This window comes from Microbulbifer sp. SE14, from assembly GCF_059834885.1.
Genome location: NZ_JCBAJA010000017.1, coordinates 37,766 through 58,536, shown reverse-complemented (window position 1 = coordinate 58,536; position 20,771 = coordinate 37,766). Strand labels below are relative to the sequence as shown.

Sequence of the window (20,771 nt, the reverse complement as noted above, 5' to 3'; positions counted from 1 at the left end):
TCGGGACTCGGGAACAATACCGACGTTGGGGAGAAGGCCCTGGTGCCGGTGGCCGTTTGCGAAACGTTTGCCGATTAGGCTGTTGAACAAACGGCCACCGGTAGCAGGGCCGCCCCGATGTTTCTTATTGAGCAGGGGCCGCGAACCCCCGACAAGATTGATTGAGCTATGACCGTAACCGCATCCGCGCGCCGCAAGGCGCGCCACTTCGCCATGCAGGCCCTCTACCAGTGGCAGATGGCCGGCGCCAGCCTGAACGCCATCGAGGCCGAGTTCCACGCCGACAACGATATGAGCAAGACGGACGTGGAATATTTCCGCGATCTCTTCCACGGCGTGGCGAAAAACCTCGACGAGGTGGAGGGCGCCTTCGCCCCGCACCTGGACCGCAAGCTCGAAGACCTGGACCCGGTCTCGCGGGCTCTGCTGCGCATGTCCAGCTACGAGCTGAAAAACCGCATCGACGTCCCCTACAAGGTGGTGATCAACGAAGCGGTGGCGCTGGCGAAAAAGTTCGGTCCCACTGACGCCTATAAATTCATCAACGGCATACTGGACAAGACCGCGGCGGACCTGCGCGCTGCGGAAGTGGCTGCGGACAAGAAAGGCTGAGATGCGGGCCGCTCCGGGCGAGTTTGAAATCATCCGCGATTTTTTTGCCGGGGCAAAAAAATTAAGCGAGGGCGTGGTGCTGGGCATCGGTGACGACTGCGCGCTGCTGCAGCCGCCGGCGGACGGCCTGCTGGCCACTTCGGTGGATACCCTGGTCGCCGACAGGCACTTTCCCGCGGACGCCGATCCGGCGGCCATCGCCGCCCGCGCGCTGCGGGTCAACCTGAGCGACCTGGCGGCGATGAATGCGCGCCCCCTGTGGTTCACCCTGGCGCTGACGCTGCCGGAGAGCGATGCGGACTGGCTGAGGGAATTTTCCCGCGGCCTGTTCGAGACGGCAGCGCTGTTCGGTATCTCGCTGGTGGGTGGCGACACGACCCGCGGGCCTCTATCGATAACCGTTCAGGTCACTGGTAGCACCAAATTACCGCTGCGCCGCCAAGGCGCAGCGGCCGGCGATGCCATCTATGTCAGCGGCCCACTGGGTGCAGCGGCCGCTGCGCTACCGCTGGTATTGGGACAAAAACTTGCCAGCGACAGCGAAAGGAAAGCCGCGGAGAGGGCCTACTACTTTCCCGAACCGCAGCTGGCCACTGCCGCTGCCATTGCGCCACTGGCCAGCAGCGCCCTGGATATCTCCGATGGATTGCTGGCGGACCTGGGGCATATCTGCGAGTCGAGCCGCGTGAGCGCGGATATCGATCTGCATGCGCTGCCGGTGGCGCCGATAGCGCGGCTGTTGGCCGGCGAGGGCGCACTGGAACTGGCCGCGAGCGGCGGCGACGACTACCAGCTGTGTTTTACCGTCCCGCAGGGACGAACTCCCGAGTTGGAACGGCTCGGCCTGGATGCGGTGCGCATCGGCACCATTATCGAGGGGGCGGGCCAAAGTGAAAACGGTGAACGGGTGCGCGCCTGGCTGGACGGCGAACGCTGGTTCCCGGAAGCGGCCGGTTACCAACACTTTTAAATTGAATATGCACAATCCCACCTTCGGCCAACTGCTGCGCGACCCGGCGATGCTGCTGGCCTTCGGCTTCGGCTCCGGCCTGTCGCCCAAGGCGCCGGGCACCTTCGGCACCCTGGCGGCGATACCCTTTTGGTGGCTGCTCGCCGGCCTGTCGCCGGGCTGGTACCTGGGTCTGGTGATCGCCGCCGCGCTGGTGGGTTTCTACCTCTGCGGCGCCGCGGCAGAGAAGCTCGGCGTGCACGACCACGGCGGCATCGTCTGGGACGAGATGGTGGGCTACTGGCTGACCATGTTTATGGCCCCGGCCGGCTGGGGCTGGGCACTGTACGGCTTAGTGCTCTTCCGGATCTTCGATATCGCCAAGCCGCCGCCGATCCGCTGGGCCGACCGGAAGGTGCACGGTGGTGTCGGAATTATGCTGGACGATATACTGGCAGGCATATTCGCGGCGCTGGTACTGCAGCTGACCGCCCTGTTCATTGCCTAGGGAAGACCGATGCGCAATATCCTCCTTGCCCTGTGCCTGATCCTGCCGGTGGCCGCTGGCGCGCAGCAGGTGCAGCTGAAGGGGCTCTTCGGCAGCAGTGCCATGCTGGAGATCGACGGCCGCCAGCGGCTGCTGAAGGCCGGACAGCAATCCCCGGAGGGGGTGCAGCTGATCGAGGCCACCACCCGCTACGCGCGGGTGAAGATCGACGGGCGCGAGCAGAAGCTGACCCTGGATGCGCCGGTGGCCGCCAGCTACGCAGAGACCAGCCGCGCCGAGGTGCGACTGACCCCGGACAGCCGCGGCCACTACAGCACCAGTGCCTGGGTCAACGGCCGCAGCGTGTCGATGATGGTGGACACCGGCGCTACCAGTATCGCGTTCAATTACCCCACCGCCCGCCGCCTGGGCCTGAACCTGGAGCGGGCCCAGCCGATCCAGGTGGCGACGGCCAGCGGCATGGCCCGCGCCTACAAACTGAGCCTCGGCAGCGTCACCATCGGCGGCATCAAGCTGCACAATGTGGATGCCACGGTACACGCGGACGATTTTCCCCATGTCACCCTGCTGGGCAACAGTTTCCTGAGCCGGGTGGATATGGAGCAGCAGGGCGGCGTATTGATATTGCGCGCGCGGAACTGAGAGGCGGTCCTGATGCCGGGGGCTGTCTGCGGGACACGCCGTGAATACATCCCTGTAGGCTTGTCGGCGAGGTCCCTCTCGCCAACAGTCCCGCAGACAGCCCCCGGCATCAGGACCTTCGCATTGACTCCGGTGCCATTAGAGATTGAGAGGTAGAGACTTGACCATTCGCTATGTGGAATCCTCCAAACTGCCCACTTCCTGGGGCATGTTTGAAATGCACGGCTTCGAGGATATGGAAGCCGGCAAGGAGCATGTGGTGCTCACCATGGGGGACATGGATACCGACGAGCCGCTGCTGGCCCGCATCCACTCCGAGTGCCTGACCGGCGATGCCCTCTTCTCCCTGCGCTGCGACTGCGGCGCGCAGCTGCAGCACGCCATGCACCGCATCGCCATGGAGGGTCGCGGCGCCATCTTCTATCTGCGCCAGGAAGGCCGCGGCATCGGCCTGCTGAACAAGATCCGCGCCTACCATTTGCAGGACTGCGGTGCCGATACGGTGGAGGCCAACGAGCAGCTGGGCTTCGGTGCCGACATGCGCGACTACTCGATCCTGAAGGCGATGGTGGACCACCTGGGGATCAAGTCCATCCGCCTGATGACCAACAACCCGCGCAAGGTGAAGGCGCTGGAGGAGCTGGGCATCAATGTCGTCGAGCGGCTGCCGCACCAGACCGGGCGCAACCCGCACAATGTGAAATACCTGTCCACCAAGAAGGGCAAGCTGGGGCACCTGTTCGACGAGAACGACGAAGGGCAGCAATAATCAGCGTGGCTGCAGGCCATCCCGCAGTTGGGACGGCAATTCACCGAATAAGCGCCGGAACTGTTTGCTGAAATAACTGGGCTCGGAAAAACCGCACTGGTAGGCGATTTCGGCGATGGGCTGGCGGGTTTCGATCAGCAGTTTGCGGGCGCTTTCCAGGCGCACCTCGTTGATAAACTGCCCGGGGGTCTTCTTCAGGTATTTCTTGAAGCGCCGCTCAAGGGCGCTGACTGACAGGTGGGCGATCTCCGCCAGTTGCTCCACGCTGATAGGGTGCGGATAGTTTTCCCGCACAAAACGCACCGGTTCGGCGATGGCGTCCAGGCGGGACAGGGTCTTCGAGGTTTTTTCCAGGTGCCGGGTAATGCCGTAACTGCCAATAGTGTGGCCCCGCTCGTCCAGCAGCGGCCGTTTCGAGGTGGAAAACCAGCCGAATTCGCCGTTTTTATCCCGGTTCAGCTCCAGCCGCTCGGTGACCAGCTCACCGGCCATGACCTTCCTGTCGTCGGTAATAAACTGCTTGGCCAGGTGCGGCGGGGCAAAGTCGCTATCGGTTTTGTTCAACACCTGCTCCAGCTGCCTGAAGCCCAGATGCTCCAGAAAGCCCCGGTTGGCGTGCGCGATGCGGCCCTGACTGTCTTTCACCCAGAAGAGGATATCCGGCAGCAGATCGAAGGCGCCGATCAGCTGCTTTACGGTCAATTGCTGCAATAGCGGGTGGGGCCTGCTTTTACCCATAACGGACAGTCGCCTGCGGAGGTTGCTCATATTATGGGCGCCGAATTTGTTGCATTGCAAACCGATTTGCTGTTATCGCCCGCGAGTGGATCTCCTTAGGATTGGTAAGGTTGATAGAGAGGGCTGAAAAATGAAAAAAATAACCCGAACCTTCACTTTGCTGGCCCTGTGCGCCAGCGGCCTCGCCAACGCCGGCGACAACCAGCTCAGCGCTAGCGACAATCAACTCAGCGCCGCGGAAAAGGCCGAGGGCTGGCAGCTGTTGTTCAACGGCGAGGACATGTCCCTGTGGCGCAATTTCAAGCGGGATGACCTGAACCCGGCCTGGGTAATCCGGGACGGCGCCATGCACCTGGGCGCCGGGGGCGGCGGTGACATTCTCACCAGGGCCAGCTACGGCGACTTTGAACTGCAACTGGACTGGAAAATCTCCGCCGGCGGCAACAGCGGCATCTTCGTGCTGGCGGACGAGCGAGGCGAACATATCTACTCCAATGCCCCCGAAATACAGATTCTCGACAACGAGGATCACCCGGACAACAAGATCGACTCCCACCGCTCCGGCTCCCTGTACGACCTGGTGGCCTCCCATCCCTCGTCGCACAAAAAGGCCGGCCAGTGGAACCGGGTGCGCATTCGCCTGCAGGATGATCTGCTGCAGGTGTGGCAGAACGGCGTCATGACCACCAACCTGGTACTGGGCAGCAGCACCTGGGACAAGCTGGTGGCGGCGAGCAAATTCGCCGACTGGAGCGGCTTCGGCGTGGCCCGGGAGGGCCGTATCGGCCTGCAGGATCACGGCGACAAGGTGTGGTTCAAAAACATAAAAATAAGAGAACTGGACTGATGGCGGACCTCAACTCATACCCCGACTACGACGTAGTGGTGGTGGGCTCCGGCGCCGGCGGCGCCATGGCCGCCTACACCCTCACCAGGGCCGGGCACAGGGTATTGATGCTGGAAGCGGGGCGCGATTACGACCCCAAATCCGAAACACCCATGTTCAAAACCAAGGGCGAGGCGCCCCTGATGGGCGCCGGCACCCGCGACAAGGAATTCGGCTTTTACGATGCCACCGTGGACGGCGGCTGGACGGTGCCCGGCGAGCCCTACACCACGGGTGAGGGTTCGGAATTCCTGTGGTGGCGGGCGCGCATGCTGGGCGGTCGCACCAACCACTGGGGGCGCTACTCCCTGCGTTTCAGCGAACACGATTTCAAGGGCAGGAGCCGCGACGGCCTGGGCGCCGACTGGCCTTTCGAATACCGGGATCTCGCCCCCTGGTACGACAAGACCGAGGAACTGGTGGGCGTGTGCGGCACCAATACCGGGCTGGACGACATGCCCGATTCGTCGCCGGGCATTCTGCAGCCGCCGCCCAAACCGCGGGTGCCGGAATTGCTGGTGGCGGCCGCGGCGAAGAAATTGGGTATGCGGGCGGTACCCATGCACAGGGCGGTGCTGACCCGACCGAAAGACGAGCGAGCCGCCTGTTTCTACGCCACCCCCTGCGGCCGCGGCTGCTCCATCGGCGCGGCCTTCCAGACCACCACCTCCCTGATTCCCATGGCCAGGGCCACCGGCCGCCTGCAGGTGATCACCGATGCCATGGTAAAATCCGTCGAGGTCGACGATAACGGCCGCGTCAACGCCGTCACCTTTATCGACAAAAAGCACAAAACCGAGCACCGCCTGCCGGCGCGGGTGCTGGTGCTGGCGGCCAGCGCCTGCGAATCGGCGCGCATCATGCTCAACTCCAAAAGCGCCCGCTATCCCAGGGGCCTGGCCAATTCCAGCGGCCAGTTGGGGCGCAACCTGATGGATTCCACCGGCGCCGGGCTGGGGGCCCTGATCCCGGCACTGATGAACCGCCCCCGCTACAACGAGGACGGCCACACCGCCAACCACCTGTTTATTCCCTGGTGGGGACACAGGACCCAGGCGCGGGGCGAACTGGATTTCCCGCGGGGTTACCATTTCGAGATAGGCAGCGGCTTCCGCGAACCCGGCTCCTGGGTGGCGGGGGATTTTCAGGGCTACGGCAACCAGCTGAAGGAAACCGCCAGGGCCCACTACGGCGCCTCCGTGTGGCTTTCGCTGCGCGGCGAAATGCTGCCCAACGAACACTGCTATATGGAAATTGACGACAAGGTGAAGGACAAGTGGGGCATTCCGGTGGCGAAGTTCCACTGGAAATGGTCGCAGCACGAAATCAACCAGGTGGCCCACGGCCTGAAAACCGCCAAGGCCCTGCTGACCACCATGGGCGCGGACGTGGGCGAACTGCCCGCGGCCGAGGAGGCCATCCTCAAGGGCGGGGAGATTATTCACGAAGTGGGGACGGCGCGCATGGGCGACAACCCCAGGGATTCGGTCACCAATCAATGGGGCCAAACCTGGGACTGCGACAACCTGTTTGTGATGGACGGCGGCGTCTTTGCCTCGAATCCCCATAAAAACTGCACCCTGACGATCATGACCCTGGCGATGCGCAACGCCTCTTACCTGGCGGGGCAACTGGATAGGGGAGTGCTGTGATATGAGCGACAAACACCCTCCGCAAGATGAATACCAGTACCGGCCCGGCATGACCCGCCGGGAATCCCTGAAGTGGATGGGCCTGCTGGCGGCCAGCGTGGCGCTGCCGGGCCTGGGCGGATGCGAAGGCTCGCCCAAAAAAGCCCTGGGCACTGCCGGCCACTGGCCGGAACTGAAGCTGCCTCCCATCACCGCTGAGGGCTATGGCAAGGACCCCAAGCTGATAGCCTCGTCGGAATTCCCCTGGCCCCGCACCCTGACGCCGGAGCAGCTGACACAGGTGGCGCTGCTGTCGGACATCCTGCTGCCGCGGGAGGGAGAGCTACCCGCGGCCAGCGAGGTCAAGGTGCCGGAGGTGATCGACGAGTGGGTGAGCGCGCCCTACGGGGATCAGCAGCAGGACAGGCTGACCATCCTGTCCGCACTGGCCTGGATCGACAATGAAGCCGGGCTGCGCTTTGACAAAAAATTCCTGGACCTGCAGCGCGAACAGCAGCTGGCGATCGTGGACGATATCGCCTACGACAACGAGCAGACACCGGCGCCGTTCAAGCGTATCGCCGGCGCCTTCGGCCGCTTCCGGCAACTGGTGATGGCGGCGTTTTTCTGCTCGCCGGAGGGCAGGAAGGATATCGGCTATATGGGCAATGTGCCGATTGCCGGGGATTATCCCGGCCCGACGCCGGAGGCCATGGAGCACCTCGACGGTGTACTGCGGGAACTGGGACTGAGTGAATTTGCCTATTCCGACGGCCTCAACCCGGCGTAAGATACAGGCGGCCCTGCCAGCGGTGGCAGGGCCTTCCCATCACACCTCTACTGTCCTGAAGGGCCACCGCGGTCGCGGTGTACTTCCACAAACACCGCCGTACTCCTGCCGGGTAAATGGAGAGTGCCGCTGCGGCGTTCAAAGCGCGCTTCGCGCAGGCGGGGATCGGCGGAGTGGCGCTGCAGCGGGTGCGGTTTCAGGCGCAGGCCGCGCAGGCTGTCGCTGGTGAACTGCACCGCTTCGTCGTCGCCGTTGAACAGCACCAGTATCCGCCCGTAGCGGCGGTCCACTTCTCCTTCAGGATCCTGCAGCTGCATTGCGATCAGGCCGGGCAGCTGCTCGGGCCCAGTGTTGAGGAAGCGCAGGTGCTTCTCCACCGCCGCGGCCGTGGGCAGGCGGAACAGCGGCGAGCTGTTGCGGATCGCCAACTGCTCGCGGAAGAGGGCGCTGCTCCACAGGCGGTGCTTTTTCTGCGGTGCCAGATCCGGGTTGGCCAGCAGCGGCTGCATGATCCACCACTTGTCCTGGTTCTTGTCGGCGATCGGCAGGCCTTTGCCCCAGTTGTCGGTGTCGAAGCTGAAGTCCAGCGCGTTGAACCAGTCGCCGGAGTTGTAGCTGTCCCTGTCCATGGATTTGGAGCGCAGGAATTCCTGCCCGGCGTGGATAAACGGAATGCCCTGGGCGAAGAGCACCAACGAGTTGCTGAAGGCCTGCATGCGCACGCGCTCCGCCAGCGATGTGGTGGCGCTGGCCTTGATCTGCACGCCGTCGAACAGGGTTTCATTGTCGTGGGCGGCGATATAGTTGATCGATTCCTGCGGGTCGGCGGTGTAGCCGGTGGGCTGGCCGTTGTAGACCAGCTGTGCACCGGTAATCGCGTTGCCGTGGGCGTCGGTCAGGGGGTAGCCCGCCAGGTTGCCGGCCAGGGAGATGCGCACCTTGTCCGCCAGTGTCAGCAGGGTCGCGCGCTCGTCGGTTCCTCCCCCGTCTCCACCTTGAAAGCGGCCGTTGCTGTCGGTGAACAGGCCGGTGCCGAAGCCCTGCTCCTCGTAGCCGCCGAACGGATTGCCGCCGCGCACGCTGTCCCGCAAGCGGTCGTTGAAGGTGCCCACGCCGGTGCCGGCCATATTGCCCTGGCGCGCCTGCACGAAGCGGGCGTCGTCGGCCACCTCGCCGAAATTCCAGCCCTCGCCGTAGAGGTAAATGGCACTGCCGTCGACGCCGTCATCTTCCGGTGTCAGGGACTGCAGTGCCGCCTGGGCCCTGAGGATATTGTCGCGGCTGTGGTGCCCCATCAGGTCGAAGCGGAAACCATCCACCTTGTAGGCCCTGGCCCAGGTCAGCATCGAGTCCAGCATCAGCTTTTCCATCATGGCGTGCTCGCTGGCGGTGTTGGCGCAGCAGCTGCTCATCTCAACAAAGCCGTCGCCGTTGCGGCGGTGGTAATAGCCGGGCACGATTTTGTCGAGAACGGAGTTGTCGTACTGGCCGTAGGAACTGGTGTGGTTGTAGACCACGTCCATCACCACCCGCAGGCCGGCGCGGGACAGGCCCTGCACCATCTCGCGGAATTCGCGGATGCGCGCGGTGCCGTCGGGATCGGTGCTGTAGCTGCCTTCGGGCACGGTGAAATGCAGCGGGTCGTAGCCCCAGTTGAAGCCGTCCGAGTCGCGCACCTCGTCGACCGCCGCCTGCTGTTCGCTGCTGTCCGGCGCGTAGGCGGACAGGTCCGGCGTCTGCGCCTGCTGAGCGCGGTCCTCGTTGACAGTGGCGAAGTCAAAGGCCGGCAGTAGGTGCACATGGGTCAGGCCGGCGCGGGCCAGGCCGGACAGGTGGCGCATGCCATCGCTGCGGCGTTCGGCGAACGCCTTGAAGGTGCCGCGCTCGCCTTCCGGTACTGTTTCGTCCTCGATACTGAAGTCGCGCACGTGCAGTTCGTACACGGAGATATCCTCCGCTTTTTCCAGGTGCGGTTTGCGCAGCCGCTCCCAGCCGTGGGGCTTCAGGTCGCGGTCGTCCAGGTTGACCACCTGGCTCTTGCCGCTGTTGATGGACAGGCTCAGGGAGTAGGGATCGGTGACCAGGTTGGTTTCCACCCGGCGGCTGAAGTAGGAGTAGACCTCCACTTCGTAGAGGTAGAAGCCGCGGTCCCACTGTTTGTCCACATTCGCGGACCATACGCCGGTATTTTCGTCGCGGTGCATCGGCACCACCATATCGGCGGTGTCGCCGGCGGCATCGCCGAACAGGTGCAGTTTCACCGAGCGCGCGGTTGGGGCCCAGAGTTTGAAGGCGATGGATGCGTCGCCGACGACCGCGCCCAGTTCGCCGTCGTAGTAGAAGCGGTCGTCGAGGGCACCGGCCAGCTGTATACCGGTGGCGTCGCGCACCTTGCCTTCGTTGTCGTAGACCGCCAGCGCCAGTTGCCGGGTCACCAGGTCGCCGATCGATGGGCCTCCGGCGGGCAGCCGCAGCGCGGCGAAGCCGGACAGGTGCGGGAACTTCTGCTGCACTGCCTCAGAGAGGGCGGCCGCCTGCAGCACTATCTCGCCGTCGCCGCTGACGCCGTCGGCTTCCAGCTTCAGGCCTGCGTCGGCGCTGTAATGCAGTTTGACGGTGTCGCCGTCCTGCAGGGAGATATTCCAGGCAAAGGTGTCGCCGTCGACCCAGTGCGCCTTGTCCAGGCTCAGGTCGCCGCGGGGAATGCCGCTGCTGCTGACGGTCACCTGTTTGGTCGCGGCGTCGAAGGCGAAGTAGATTTCGTCATTGTCCTCGGCCACGGTGAAGGGCACATTGGCCCCGTAGCTGCCGTAGCTCTCGTCCCAGCCTTCGTTCAGGGCCACCTTGAACTCGTAGTCGCCGGCGGCGATTTCCGTGGTGACGAAGGTGTAGATGCCATCGCTGTCGGCATCCTGCATCCAGCTCTGCAGGCAGTCCGGCTGCCAGTCGCCGGGGCAGCCCAGCTGGGACTGGAAGTTGCCCGCCACTGTGGCGATGGTGCTGTTGACGTTGTCGGCGATCCAGTGGGTCTCGTGGTCGTAGATAAACTTGACCTCGCGCCCCGCGGATAAATTGAGCGGGATATTGGCGCCGTTGCGTTGGCCACCGAGGCCGTAGTTCTCGTCCCAACTGCCGTTCAGCGCCGCCTTGTACTCCCAGTTACCGGCGGGAACGAAGAAATTGCCGGCCCACTTGTCGCCGCCGGCGTCGTAGTCGAGCATGCTGGCGGTGCACTCCGGCTGCCAGTCCCCCGGGCAGCCGAGCTGGCTCTGGATGGTGCCGGGGATATTGACCGCGGAGGGGGCCGCTGTGTCGGAGGCCTGCGCCGGCAGGTAAATGGCGCTGAGCAGGCCGGTGAGGAGGAGTCGCGCGCGCGCGTGACGCCGGTGAAAGGTTTTCATCGATCGCATAGGTTTGATCCCGGTTATTTTTATTCGGTGGCGGGTAGTGCAAACATCTCCCTGCAATCATTGAATCGCAGGGAAAAAGGTGTCGCATCCCACCCCGGGGAGGCGGAGCCGGTCGGTTCCGGGGGCGGTGCGCCATGTGGCGAATGGTGCCGCTGGAACTGCGCGCCGTGTCACAAAACCTTTATAAAAGTGTCATGGTGCGGCAATCCCGCCGGGGCATCCTTGATCGCGAGTAGAAAGCGCGGTGGAACTTTGCACAGCGTCTATACTCAAACCATCAGGTTGTTGCGGGTCGAGAAAGGTGATGTACCCGTTTCAATCGGATGCGAAGGCCGGCTATAAGCCGGCTTTTCTTTTATGGGCTACCGCTTGCGCGGTGCCGGATCCCGGTGCTAAATTGCGCCCAATTATTCACCAGCGGAGGACAGCAGATGATTGTAATCAGCCTTCGCCGGGCAGCTTCGCGCTAGAGTGCTCACAGCCCGGCAACCTGGAGCTATCCTGACCGTCGGGCTTCCTCACAATCGGAGGCCCTGTAGACCGCGCCCGCGGTCGTTTTTGAGGGTTTTAACCTTGAGCAAATCACTGATTTCCCGCCGCCCCCTGTTCGGGCGCGGCAGCGCCGCCGTGCAACCCGCCGGCGGGCGGCAAGTCTCCGAACTGCAGCGGCCGGGCTGGAAAACCCTATTTCCAGCAGCAGCCTGTTCCGGCGCATGGCGCCGGGGGCCAGGCAGCTGCAGCTGATCGCGGCCAATGTGGACAGCGTGATGATCGTCTCCCCCCTGCAACCGGGATTTCAACCTGTCGGTTGATTGCCATTCGGTATAAATGATACATTGTATCTAAGTGTCGGATTGAGCAAGTTTGAAAGCCCGCTCGCCGGCATTGCGCCGATGGCCAGGGAAAATGACCAATCAGGTGAAATGGGCAGGTGATCATAAAAGTGACTATGAAGTCGAGATTGTTCCTCCTTCCTTTGATTCCTCTTTCAATGGCGGCGGTCGGTGACCAGGCGGCGCATGTGCACGGCCAGGCGCACCTGAATCTCGCCGCCACCGGCGATGTGCTGCATATCGAGTTCGAGTCCCCGGCGGCCAATCTGGTCGGCTTTGAGCGCGCGCCGCATGTGCCCGAAGAGAAGCAGGCGCTGGAGCTGGCTGCCCAGCAGCTGGCCGCAGGGGATCGCCTGGTGCGGTTCAATGGCGCCAATTGTGGGCTGGAGAAGGCCGGAGTAGAGGCGCCCTACAGCGGCGATGAGCACGCCGGGCATGCCAGCTTCCATGCCAGCTACCGCTTCCGGTGTGATAGTCTGGCGCAGCTCAACAGTGTCTCCGTGGCACTGTTTGCGCATTTCCCCGATATTCACGAGATCAAAGTGCAGTGGCTGACGCCCGGTCAACAGGGCGCCGCGACGCTGACTGCGCAAAGTAACGAGCTGCAACTGAAATAGTCCATGAATGCATCCCAACTCAAGCGAACCCTGGGGGCAGCCGAGCAGAGCTGTCGCGCCTCCGGCGCCCGCTTCACCGAGAAGCGCAAAAGCGTGCTGACCATATTACTGCGCGCCAAGACACCGCTGTCTGCCTACGAGATCGCCGAACAGTACAACCGCGATTACGGCGAGCCCATCCCGGCCATGTCCGTCTACCGCATGCTGGATTTCCTGGCCGAGGAAAACCTGGCGCACAAGCTCAATTCGGAAAACAAATACCTCGCCTGCGCCCATATCGCCTGTGATCACCGCCATGAAACACCGCAGTTCCTGATCTGCGGCCGCTGCAGCAAGGTGCGCGAGATCGGTATCAAGCCCGAGGTGATTGCCGCCCTGCGCGAAACCGTGGAAGAGGCCGGTTACCGCCTGCAGACCTCACAACTGGAGCTCGACTGTCTGTGCGACGACTGCGCAGAGCGGAGCGTGGCCTAGTGCAGAAGAGCGAGGTGATTCGCAACGTACCGGCCAACGTCATTACCGGCTTCCTCGGTGTCGGCAAGACCACGGCCATTCGCCACCTGCTGGCGAGCAAGCCGGCGCATGAGCGCTGGGCGGTACTGGTGAACGAATTCGGCGAGGTGGGGGTTGACGGCGCCCTGTTCGGACCGGAGCAGGACGGCGAGATCTTTATCCGCGAAGTGCCCGGCGGCTGTATGTGTTGCGCGGCCGGCCTGCCGATGCAGGTGGCCCTGAACCAGTTGCTCGCCAGGGCCAGGCCCCACCGACTGCTGATCGAGCCCACAGGGCTAGGCCACCCGCGGGAAGTACTGGAGGCGCTGTCCGATGCGGTTCGCAACGGCGTACTGGATCTCCGCGCCACCCTCACCCTGGTCGATGCGCGCTGTATGGAAGATGAACGCTACCTGCGCAGCGACACCTTCCGGCAGCAGCTGGAGGTCGCCGACCTGGTAGTGGCGAACAAGTCCGATCTCTACGGTCCCGGCGACCTGGAAAACCTGCGCCGCTACCTTGCCTTTTTGCCGGTCGAAGCGGAAAAACCACTGCAAACCGTGGAGCAGGGGCAGGTAGAGCTGGATTGGTTGCGCGCCCCCAGCGGTTTCCGGCCCCCGCCGGCTCACGGGCACGGCCACACACCGCCGCCTGTGGAAGAAGAGCCGCTGCCGGAGTGCGGCTACCGGCGTGCGGAAAACAGTGGCGAGGGCTACCACAGCTGCGGCTGGCGTTTCGACCCGGTCCTGATGTTCGACTATGACCAGCTGTTCTCGCTGATCAGCGGCTCCGAGGGGGAGCGCCTCAAGGGGGTATTCATTACCGATCAGGGGGTATTTGGGTTCAACAAGGCGGGCTCTGTGCTCACCGTGCTGGAGCTCGATGACGCGCTGGAAAGCCGTGTGGAAGTGATAGATCCGGCGCGTCTCGACTGGAGCAAAATGGAATCAGCCTGGATAGGCGCGCTGGGCAGCGAGTAATTCTCGCGGTTTCACTGGTTTGCGCTCATCAGATAAATGCTGGGATAGCTTTGCCGGAATGACTCCTGGGTTGGGATGAGTGGCCGGAACACTGGGACAAAAGTGTACAGGGAGAGTTGTCTCTCGCCTCCGTATTGATATGATATAACGTCATTTTCATGCAGTCGGAAGCGAAATAATGAAGTTGAACCTACCCGCCCGCCTGGCAGCGGCCGCCCTTGTAACTGGCGCAGCCTGGGCTCAGGCTGCGGATCCGCTGAATGTCACCGGTGACAAGTTCCGCCAGCTCGAAGAGCTCCTGCCCACTCCGAACATATACCGCAATGCCGCCGGCGAGCCCGGTCACGCCTATTGGCAGCAGCAGGTGGATTACCGCATCAATGCCCGGCTGGACGAAGACCGGCGCGCCCTCAATGCCAGCCAGATCATCAGCTACACCAACAATTCACCCGATACCCTGAAGTACCTGTGGCTTCAGCTGGACCAGAACCGTTTCCGGCTGGATTCCATGGCGGAAACCACACTGACCTTCGGTGGCCTCGGTAACCGCGGCCCGGGCACGCGCTCGGTGTCGGACGAGGCCCCGGCAGGCATCACCTTTGGCGAGTTGCGCCGGCAGCAGTGGCTGGCCGACAACGAAGTGGGCTACACCATCAGCAATCTGAAAGATGCCGATGGCAATACGCTGCGTGCAACCGTCGTGGGTACCAATATGCGGGTGGACCTGGTAAAGCCGCTCAAGCCCGGCGAGCAGGTCACCTTCAGTATGGATTTCGCCTTCAATATCGTGGAGGAAGATGCGGTTACGGCGCGCTCCGGCTACGAGCATTTTCCCGACGATCCCCGTAAAGGCGGCAACGATATTTTCCTGCTTGCGCAGTGGTTCCCGCGCCTGCACGCCTATACCGACTACGAGGCCTGGACCAACAAGGAGTTCCTGGGCCGCGGCGAATTCACACTGGAATTCGGCAACTACCAGGTCAACCTGACCGTGCCCGCCGACCACATCGTATCCGCCACCGGCAGCCTGCAGAACCCGCAGGAGGTCCTCACCAAAACCCAGCGCGAGCGCCTGGAGCGGGCCCGCACGGCCGAGCGCCCGGTGTTCATCGTCACCGAGGCCGAAGCGCTGGAAAACGAAAAAGAAGGCTCCCGCAAAACCAAGACCTGGCAATTCAGGGCCGACAAGGTACGTGACTTCGCCTGGGCCTCATCGCGCAAGTTCATGTGGGATGCCCGCGGCTATCAGCAGGGCGGGGATATCATGCCCGAAGTCATGGCGATGTCCTTCTACCCGAAAGAGGGCGGCGAGCTGTGGAAGAAGTATTCCACCGAGTCCGTCATTCACACAATGGAAGTCTATTCGCGTTTTTCCTTCGACTATCCGTATCCCGTCGCCCAGAGTGTCAATGGCCCGGTAGGCGGCATGGAATACCCGATGATCACTTTCAATGGCCCGCGCACCACCCTGCATGAGGACGGTAGCCGCACCTGGACCCAGGCGGAAAAGCGCTTCCTGATCGGTGTGGTGATCCACGAGATCGGCCACATCTATTTCCCGATGATCGTCAACTCCGACGAGCGCCAATGGACCTGGATGGACGAAGGCCTGAACAGCTTCCTGGATGGAGTGGCCGGTCGCGAGTGGGATCCGGAGATGCCCTGGGGCGTTGAGCCGCGCGATATCGTCGACTACATGAAGTCCGACATCCAGGTGCCCATCATGACCCAGTCCGACTCGGTGCTGCGCCTGGGACCCAACGCCTACACCAAGCCGGCGGCGGCACTGAATATCCTGCGGGAAGTGGTCCTGGGGCGCGAGCTGTTTGATTTCGCCTTCAGGGAGTACGCCATCCGCTGGCAGTACAAGCGCCCGACCCCGGCTGACTTCTTCCGCACCATGGAAGAGGCCAGCGGCGTCGACCTGGACTGGTTCTGGCGCGGCTGGTTCTATACCACCGATCACGTGGATATCAGCCTCGACAAGGTGTGGCAGCTGCGTCTCGACACCCTGGACCCCGACATTGACTTCGAGCGCCGCCGCAAAGAAGAGGCCGAGAAACCCCAACCGCTGTTCGAAAAACGCGAGCGCGAAGCGGGCAACAAGACCTGGCTGGAGAGAAACAAGGACATTCGGGATTTCTACGATACCCACGATCGCTTTACCGTCACCAACAAGGAGCGCAATGAGTACGCGCAACTGCTGGAAGACCTGGAGCCCTGGGAGCGCGACGTACTGAAGCGCGCGCTGGATGAAGACAAGAACTACTACGTGATGGAATTTTCCAACCTGGGCGGCCTGGTGATGCCCATCCTGCTGCAGCTCACGTTTGAGGACGGCAGCGTGGAAGACCGCTATATCCCGGCCGAGATCTGGCGCCGCTCGCCCGATGCCGTATCCAAGCTGATCGTGACCGACAAGCAGCTGGTGCAAGTGGTGGTGGATCCGCGCTGGGAAACCGCCGACGTGGATAACGAAAACAATCACTATCCGCGCCGCATCATCAAATCGCGCATGGAAGTGTACAAGGAGGAGAAGAGCACTGATCCGGTGTACCGCGACATCATGCACGATATGACCACAGAGAAAGAAAAGCCCAAGCCCGGCTTTCACAGGAAGTAATCGACCATGCGCAAACTGATCGTACTGATGACGCTGCTGATGGCCTGCTCCGCGCAGGCCCACCAGATGAAAACCGCCATTACCCGGGTTCTGTTCAGCGAGCGCACCGGCAGCGTCGAAATCATGCACCGCTTCTATGTGCACGATGCCGAGCACGCGCTTGGCGAGCTTTTGGGCAAGCAGGTGCACTTGTCAGAGGACCCGGCTGCCCAGGCGCAGTTTGGCCGCTATATAATGGCGCATTTCAGCATGGGCCTTGCCGCACGCAAGCCACTGCCCCTTACATCGGTGGGGCAGGAGGTAGACGGCAAGTTCATCTGGGTCTATCAGGAGGCGTCCCACCCTGAGAGTGTCAATGAACTCTGGTTTGCCTTTGACGCCCTGCAGGAGCGCTGGCTGGACCAGGTCAACCAGATCAATGTCGAGGGATTGGGCAAGGTGCGCTCACTGGTGTTTGATCGCAACAGTAAATGGCAGCCCCTCAGATTTTGATTGGTCCATGAGATCTTTAAACAATACAGTGCCAGTTCGCGGATACTTCCTCGTGCCCATGTGTGTTCTGGCTTAGACACCCAAAATAACACATAGCGGAGAATGGCATGCGCAAATCCCTACTCGCCGTAGCAATAGTGGCGATCACGGCCTGTTCTGAATCACCTGTTCGAGCTGTTCGATCACGATGGCAAGAGCCTGGCAATGTTCTACGCGGACTACTTCGCCCGCGACGGAAAGCGCGGCGGTGCCTGGATGAGCTCGTTTGTGGGCCAGTCTGGTCTGCTGGAACAGAAGCCAGTGGTCGTGAATGTCATGAATATTCCCAAAGGCCCGGAGGGTGATCCTACCCTGGTCAGCTTCGACCATGTCACCACTATATTCCAAGAGGTGGGCCACGGTCTGCACGAAATTTTTTCCAACGTCCGCTGGTATAGCAAGAACATCCTCGAAGTGGGTAACTCCCGCCCGCCGATGGAGTCCTACGTCAAGTTTCGCGGCCAGGAGCCGACCACCGAGGCTCTGCTGAACCGCCGTGGACTAAACTCGGACGGCTAAATTCCCACCCGGTCAGCGCAGGGAAGCGCGACCTGATCTACTTCGCCAAGCGCGTATCAATCAGCGGGATGCCAGCAGTGTGTGCGGATGCCGCAACCCAAACGGTTACCGGCCTGGCTGTTGGCGAACATACCTTCACTGTCAGAGTAAGTGACGGCGCGCCTCTTTGCTCATCCAGGCGAGCATAAGCAGGGTTTTTCTGTGCGAATCCTGGGTGATAACCGAAATCAGCCCCTGTTCGTTAAACGCCAACTTCTCTATGACGTCGGAGAGCGCCAGGGGAAGGACGCCGGAACGCTGTTCGAGCGCAGTAAAGTAGTCGCGTTTCATCGAGTGGAGGCCTCAGGTTACCGTGACTTGGATTCTGGGCAGGGGCAGCTGGAAGGCTGCCGACACAGGCGAAAATTCCACAGATGCCCAACGGCAACCAGGCTGGCGCCAAGCGCTGTAAGAGTTTTCTCCCCCGGCTCCCCGAAATTCTCACCCAGTAACACGGCCGCGCTGAGCAGCGCCAGGCCGGCGATCCCCAGTAGAAGCACACGGTAGCGCTTGTGTTGTTTGCAGCCCATGCTTAAGGCATAGATGCTGGTGGGCAGTACCGCCATTATCATCCAGGTATGAAATGCCTCATTGTCCAAACCAAGGGCCGCTAAACTTGGGAACAAGATCAGTAAGAGTGGCAGTGCCAAACAATGAATGGTGCACATTGAAGACAGCCCGATGGCAATCTTGTCGGTTGCCGCTGTTATCGACTTCATTAACTGCTGGTTCCTATTTCGTAAACTGCTCGCATTGATCAAAACATGCCGCGCATGCCAAGGCTGAAGCCGCGGCCGGGAAGTGGTGCGCGCTCTTTCAGGAAGGAGGCATGCACGCGTGCTTCTTCATCGGTGAGGTTGTTGCCTTTCAGGAAGACGGTCAGGTCGCCGAAGTCACTGGGGAATTTGTAGCCCAGTTCGGTGTCCAGCAGGGTGTAGCCACCGGTGGATGTCTCCAGGTCCGCCACCTTGTCCTGCTCAAAATAGTGGGACACCCCGAAGCCGGCTTCCCAGCCATTTTGCGCGTAAGTCAGTTGGCCGCCGAGGCGCACTGGAGGAATGCGGGGCAGGTTGCCACCATCTTTCAACTTGCCACGAATGCTGTCGCCCCACAGGGTCAGGGTAAAGGGTTCGGAGAACTGCCAGGCGAGCTGGGCCTCCATACCGTACAGGATACTATCGGCCTGTTCGAACACATAGACGGGCAGGACACCGTGATCGTGCGCGTGTTCATGCCCTTCGGTCTCACCCCCTGCGTGCTCTCCATGCTCGTGCCCGGCGATATCCTCACTGGTAAAGCCACTATCGCGCTCGTAGTGGAAGTCATCAATCCGGTTGTAGAACAGGTTTACCACCCAGCCGATATCGCCGGAGTGCTTGCGCAAACTCAGGTCAAAATTGTTGGAAATCTCTTCATCTACCTCATTGTGATAATGGAAGTGCGGGTCGTCTGACGCATGCAGGTCGAACAGTGCCCCTACCTCGAAGCTCCCGGTACCGATGTGCGGGCCATAGGAAAACAGCTCCGATGCGCTGGGTGCCCGCTGGGCATGGGTCAGTGAGAAACCGGCGTTGTAGTCCGCGGCGAAATCCCACACTACGTCGGCGGATACACTGTAGGGCGTGAAATCAAGCGCATCGAACTGGAGCAGGGTGTGATCCAGGGCTCCACTTTCTTCCGTTTCGTTGTGGTGCTCCTCTTCCCATTCAATGGGTTCGGCTTCGATGGTGACCTTTTCCACGCGGGCGCCCAGTTGCCACAGGAAGTCTCCGAGGCGTTTTTCCTGCATCAGGCCGATGGCGAAGCTGTCGGTGCGGCTCGGCGAGGTGAAAGCCTCTTCGCCGACGGCGGCAAGATCGCTGGTCTTGCCTTCAAGAGAGACGGCGCCGCGCCAGCCGGACATTTCCCGTAGCAACAGGTCGACACGGGCCTGTAGGGTTTCGTTCTGGAACAGGGTGCCGTTCTGGTTGTTTTCGATTTCGACGTGTTCGTAGTTGGTGTAGCCAATCCGCGTATTGACACCTCTCAGTAATGCATTATCCAGGCTCAATTCGCTGATCAGTTGCCAGCGGTCCTGTTTCAGGTCGGAAAGTACTTCTACTTCCTCTTCATTCTCGTGGGCTTCGGACTCCGCATGTTCTTCTCCGTGCTCCTCTTCATGCTCGTCTCCATGGGCATGACTGTGGCCGGGGATGCCGTTGACCCGCTCCAGGCGCCCGTAGCTGAGACCGATATAGCCATTGTCGAGCAGCCAGCTTCCGCCGATATTGAAGCCCTTGCTCTTGGAGGCACTGTTTTCCAGTATGCCTTCGGCGTGTTCTTCGTGCTCCTCTCCCTCACGGTCGTGATCCGCTTCCAGTTCCGCTGCACCGGGAATCTCGTAGTTGTCGCCCTTGCGGGTGAAGCCGTCCACATGGAGCGCGAACTGCTCACCGCCACCGGTATAGGCCAGCGAGGTATCTTCCTCACTGTTTACAGTGTTGTGCCCCATCTGGAACGCGCCCTTGGCGTCGCTGGAGGAGGGCACTCGGTCATCCACCACATTGACCACACCGCCGATGGCGCCGGAGCCGTAGAACAGCGTGGCGGGACCGCGCAGGATTTCGATCTGCTCTGCGGTCAACGCCTCAGTGACCACCACGTGGTCCGGGCCCACCCGGGAGGCGTCGCTGACGTCCAGGCTGTTCTGGGTAATCAGCACCCGGGGGCCGCTCAAGCCGCGGATGACCGGGCTGCTGGCCACAGGCCCAAAGTAGGTGGAGTGCACGCCGACTTCATTTTCCAGGGTCTCGCCCAGAGTGGCCGCCTGCTTGCGCCGCAGGTCTTCACCGGCCAGCACGGCGACCGGTTGGGCCGACTCCATGGTGGAGGTGTGCAGGGGCGTGGCGGTGACATCGATCTGTTCAATAGCCGAGCGGCGCAGGGTGATACGCAGCGGCTCCTTCTCACCGCTGTCCAGGCGCAGGGTCTGATGGTTGTAGCCCGGGGCATTGACATGGAGTTCACTCGGTGTCCCGATTACGGTTTCCAGGTGAAAGCGGCCTTGCCCATCCGTGCGGGCCTGCAACCGGCTTCCGACAATCTCTACCACAGCGCCGCTGATGGGTTTTCCGGATGCGTCGGTAACCTGGCCCGACAGGCCATGGACCAGGCCGGAGAGGGTCATCAATGCGAGTGCGATCGCCGTTGTCTTCATCTTCTT

19 protein-coding genes are annotated in these 20,771 nt (G+C 62.0%); 14 read left to right on the top strand and 5 right to left on the bottom strand.

All coding sequences use genetic code 11. The features are described 5' to 3' along the window. Positions 1-168: 168 nt before the first annotated feature. The 5 genes from nusB to ribA all read left to right on the top strand — a co-directional run bounded on the left by nusB (position 169) and on the right by ribA (position 3,480). Positions 169-612: a transcription antitermination factor NusB gene (nusB, locus tag AC6R19_RS13245; RefSeq protein ID WP_500580304.1), complete on the top strand. Its 444-nt coding sequence runs from the start codon at positions 169-171 to the stop codon at positions 610-612. A 1-nt stretch (position 613) separates the two neighbouring features. Further along, positions 614-1,582 (top strand): thiamine-phosphate kinase, encoded by a 969-nt coding sequence (thiL, locus tag AC6R19_RS13240; RefSeq protein WP_500580303.1) that lies wholly within the window; start codon positions 614-616, stop codon positions 1,580-1,582. Positions 1,583-1,589: 7 nt separating this feature from the next. Then, complete coding sequence (locus tag AC6R19_RS13235; protein ID WP_500580302.1) at positions 1,590-2,069, top strand: phosphatidylglycerophosphatase A family protein; 480 nt, start codon at positions 1,590-1,592, stop codon at positions 2,067-2,069. Positions 2,070-2,078: 9 nt separating this feature from the next. Further along, positions 2,079-2,711 (top strand): retropepsin-like aspartic protease family protein, encoded by a 633-nt coding sequence (locus AC6R19_RS13230; RefSeq protein ID WP_500580300.1) that lies wholly within the window; start codon positions 2,079-2,081, stop codon positions 2,709-2,711. 160 nt (positions 2,712-2,871) lie between these two features. Continuing rightward, entirely contained in the window at positions 2,872-3,480 is a 609-nt protein-coding gene (gene ribA / locus AC6R19_RS13225) for a GTP cyclohydrolase II (protein ID WP_500580299.1), read from the top strand. Here ribA and AC6R19_RS13220 read toward each other — a convergent pair whose 3' ends face one another. Beyond that, on the bottom strand, positions 3,481-4,218 hold the full coding sequence (locus tag AC6R19_RS13220) for a helix-turn-helix domain-containing protein (RefSeq protein ID WP_500580298.1): 738 nt from the start codon (positions 4,216-4,218) through the stop codon (positions 3,481-3,483). A gap of 130 nt (positions 4,219-4,348) precedes the next feature. On the opposite strand from AC6R19_RS13220, the gene AC6R19_RS13215 reads away from it, so the two are divergent. The 3 genes from AC6R19_RS13215 to AC6R19_RS13205 are packed head-to-tail and all read left to right on the top strand — an operon-like array spanning position 4,349 to position 7,525. Next, entirely contained in the window at positions 4,349-5,065 is a 717-nt protein-coding gene (locus tag AC6R19_RS13215) for a 3-keto-disaccharide hydrolase (protein WP_500580296.1), read from the top strand. Then, positions 5,065-6,756, top strand: a complete 1,692-nt coding sequence (locus AC6R19_RS13210) for a GMC family oxidoreductase (protein ID WP_500580295.1) — start codon at positions 5,065-5,067, stop codon at positions 6,754-6,756. The genes AC6R19_RS13215 and AC6R19_RS13210 overlap by 1 nt, the downstream gene beginning before the upstream one ends. A 1-nt stretch (position 6,757) precedes the next feature. Continuing rightward, positions 6,758-7,525: a gluconate 2-dehydrogenase subunit 3 family protein gene (locus AC6R19_RS13205; RefSeq protein WP_500580294.1), complete on the top strand. Its 768-nt coding sequence runs from the start codon at positions 6,758-6,760 to the stop codon at positions 7,523-7,525. Between the two features lie 47 nt (positions 7,526-7,572). Here AC6R19_RS13205 and pulA read toward each other — a convergent pair whose 3' ends face one another. Beyond that, complete coding sequence (gene pulA, locus AC6R19_RS13200) at positions 7,573-10,935, bottom strand: pullulanase-type alpha-1,6-glucosidase (protein WP_500580293.1); 3,363 nt, start codon at positions 10,933-10,935, stop codon at positions 7,573-7,575. A gap of 991 nt (positions 10,936-11,926) precedes the next feature. On the opposite strand from pulA, the gene AC6R19_RS13195 reads away from it, so the two are divergent. The 6 genes from AC6R19_RS13195 (at position 11,927) to AC6R19_RS13170 (ending at position 17,530) form a co-directional block, all read left to right on the top strand. Beyond that, positions 11,927-12,385, top strand: a complete 459-nt coding sequence (locus AC6R19_RS13195) for a ZrgA family zinc uptake protein (protein ID WP_500580291.1) — start codon at positions 11,927-11,929, stop codon at positions 12,383-12,385. Between the two features lie 3 nt (positions 12,386-12,388). Further along, positions 12,389-12,859 (top strand): Fur family transcriptional regulator, encoded by a 471-nt coding sequence (locus tag AC6R19_RS13190; protein WP_500580289.1) that lies wholly within the window; start codon positions 12,389-12,391, stop codon positions 12,857-12,859. Next, positions 12,859-13,857: a CobW family GTP-binding protein gene (locus tag AC6R19_RS13185; RefSeq protein ID WP_500580288.1), complete on the top strand. Its 999-nt coding sequence runs from the start codon at positions 12,859-12,861 to the stop codon at positions 13,855-13,857. The genes AC6R19_RS13190 and AC6R19_RS13185 overlap by 1 nt, the downstream gene beginning before the upstream one ends. Positions 13,858-14,035: 178 nt before the next feature. Then, positions 14,036-16,480, top strand: coding sequence for a M1 family metallopeptidase (locus AC6R19_RS13180; RefSeq protein WP_500580287.1), 2,445 nt, complete (start codon positions 14,036-14,038; stop codon positions 16,478-16,480). A gap of 6 nt (positions 16,481-16,486) precedes the next feature. Continuing rightward, entirely contained in the window at positions 16,487-16,972 is a 486-nt protein-coding gene (locus tag AC6R19_RS13175; protein ID WP_500580286.1) for a DUF6702 family protein, read from the top strand. Between the two features lie 156 nt (positions 16,973-17,128). After that, entirely contained in the window at positions 17,129-17,530 is a 402-nt protein-coding gene (locus tag AC6R19_RS13170) for a M3 family metallopeptidase (RefSeq protein WP_500580356.1), read from the top strand. Between the two features lie 141 nt (positions 17,531-17,671). Here AC6R19_RS13170 and AC6R19_RS13165 read toward each other — a convergent pair whose 3' ends face one another. From AC6R19_RS13165 to AC6R19_RS13155, 3 genes are read right to left on the bottom strand one after another with little or no spacing between them, the layout of a single operon-like run. Continuing rightward, positions 17,672-17,860, bottom strand: a complete 189-nt coding sequence (locus AC6R19_RS13165) for a hypothetical protein (RefSeq protein WP_500580285.1) — start codon at positions 17,858-17,860, stop codon at positions 17,672-17,674. Between the two features lie 17 nt (positions 17,861-17,877). Next, the gene (locus AC6R19_RS13160; protein ID WP_500580284.1) at positions 17,878-18,288 is read right to left on the bottom strand and encodes a MerC domain-containing protein; all 411 of its coding nucleotides are present in this window, start codon (positions 18,286-18,288) and stop codon (positions 17,878-17,880) included. A gap of 38 nt (positions 18,289-18,326) precedes the next feature. Then, a complete protein-coding gene (locus AC6R19_RS13155; RefSeq protein WP_500580283.1) occupies positions 18,327-20,765 on the bottom strand; it encodes a TonB-dependent receptor in 2,439 nt (812 codons plus the stop codon). Positions 20,766-20,771: the final 6 nt, after the last annotated feature.

Coding starts and splice junctions, on each gene's coding strand:
- nusB (WP_500580304.1), top strand. CDS start 169: ATGACCGTAACCGCATCCGCGCGCCGCAAGGCGCGCCACTTCGCCATG.
- thiL (WP_500580303.1), top strand. CDS start 614: ATGCGGGCCGCTCCGGGCGAGTTTGAAATCATCCGCGATTTTTTTGCC.
- AC6R19_RS13235 (WP_500580302.1), top strand. CDS start 1,590: ATGCACAATCCCACCTTCGGCCAACTGCTGCGCGACCCGGCGATGCTG.
- AC6R19_RS13230 (WP_500580300.1), top strand. CDS start 2,079: ATGCGCAATATCCTCCTTGCCCTGTGCCTGATCCTGCCGGTGGCCGCT.
- AC6R19_RS13220 (WP_500580298.1), bottom strand. CDS start 4,218: ATGGGTAAAAGCAGGCCCCACCCGCTATTGCAGCAATTGACCGTAAAG.
- AC6R19_RS13215 (WP_500580296.1), top strand. CDS start 4,349: ATGAAAAAAATAACCCGAACCTTCACTTTGCTGGCCCTGTGCGCCAGC.
- AC6R19_RS13210 (WP_500580295.1), top strand. CDS start 5,065: ATGGCGGACCTCAACTCATACCCCGACTACGACGTAGTGGTGGTGGGC.
- AC6R19_RS13205 (WP_500580294.1), top strand. CDS start 6,758: ATGAGCGACAAACACCCTCCGCAAGATGAATACCAGTACCGGCCCGGC.
- pulA (WP_500580293.1), bottom strand. CDS start 10,935: ATGCGATCGATGAAAACCTTTCACCGGCGTCACGCGCGCGCGCGACTC.
- AC6R19_RS13195 (WP_500580291.1), top strand. CDS start 11,927: ATGGCGGCGGTCGGTGACCAGGCGGCGCATGTGCACGGCCAGGCGCAC.
- AC6R19_RS13190 (WP_500580289.1), top strand. CDS start 12,389: ATGAATGCATCCCAACTCAAGCGAACCCTGGGGGCAGCCGAGCAGAGC.
- AC6R19_RS13180 (WP_500580287.1), top strand. CDS start 14,036: ATGAAGTTGAACCTACCCGCCCGCCTGGCAGCGGCCGCCCTTGTAACT.
- AC6R19_RS13175 (WP_500580286.1), top strand. CDS start 16,487: ATGCGCAAACTGATCGTACTGATGACGCTGCTGATGGCCTGCTCCGCG.
- AC6R19_RS13165 (WP_500580285.1), bottom strand. CDS start 17,860: ATGAAACGCGACTACTTTACTGCGCTCGAACAGCGTTCCGGCGTCCTT.
- AC6R19_RS13160 (WP_500580284.1), bottom strand. CDS start 18,288: ATGAAGTCGATAACAGCGGCAACCGACAAGATTGCCATCGGGCTGTCT.
- AC6R19_RS13155 (WP_500580283.1), bottom strand. CDS start 20,765: ATGAAGACAACGGCGATCGCACTCGCATTGATGACCCTCTCCGGCCTG.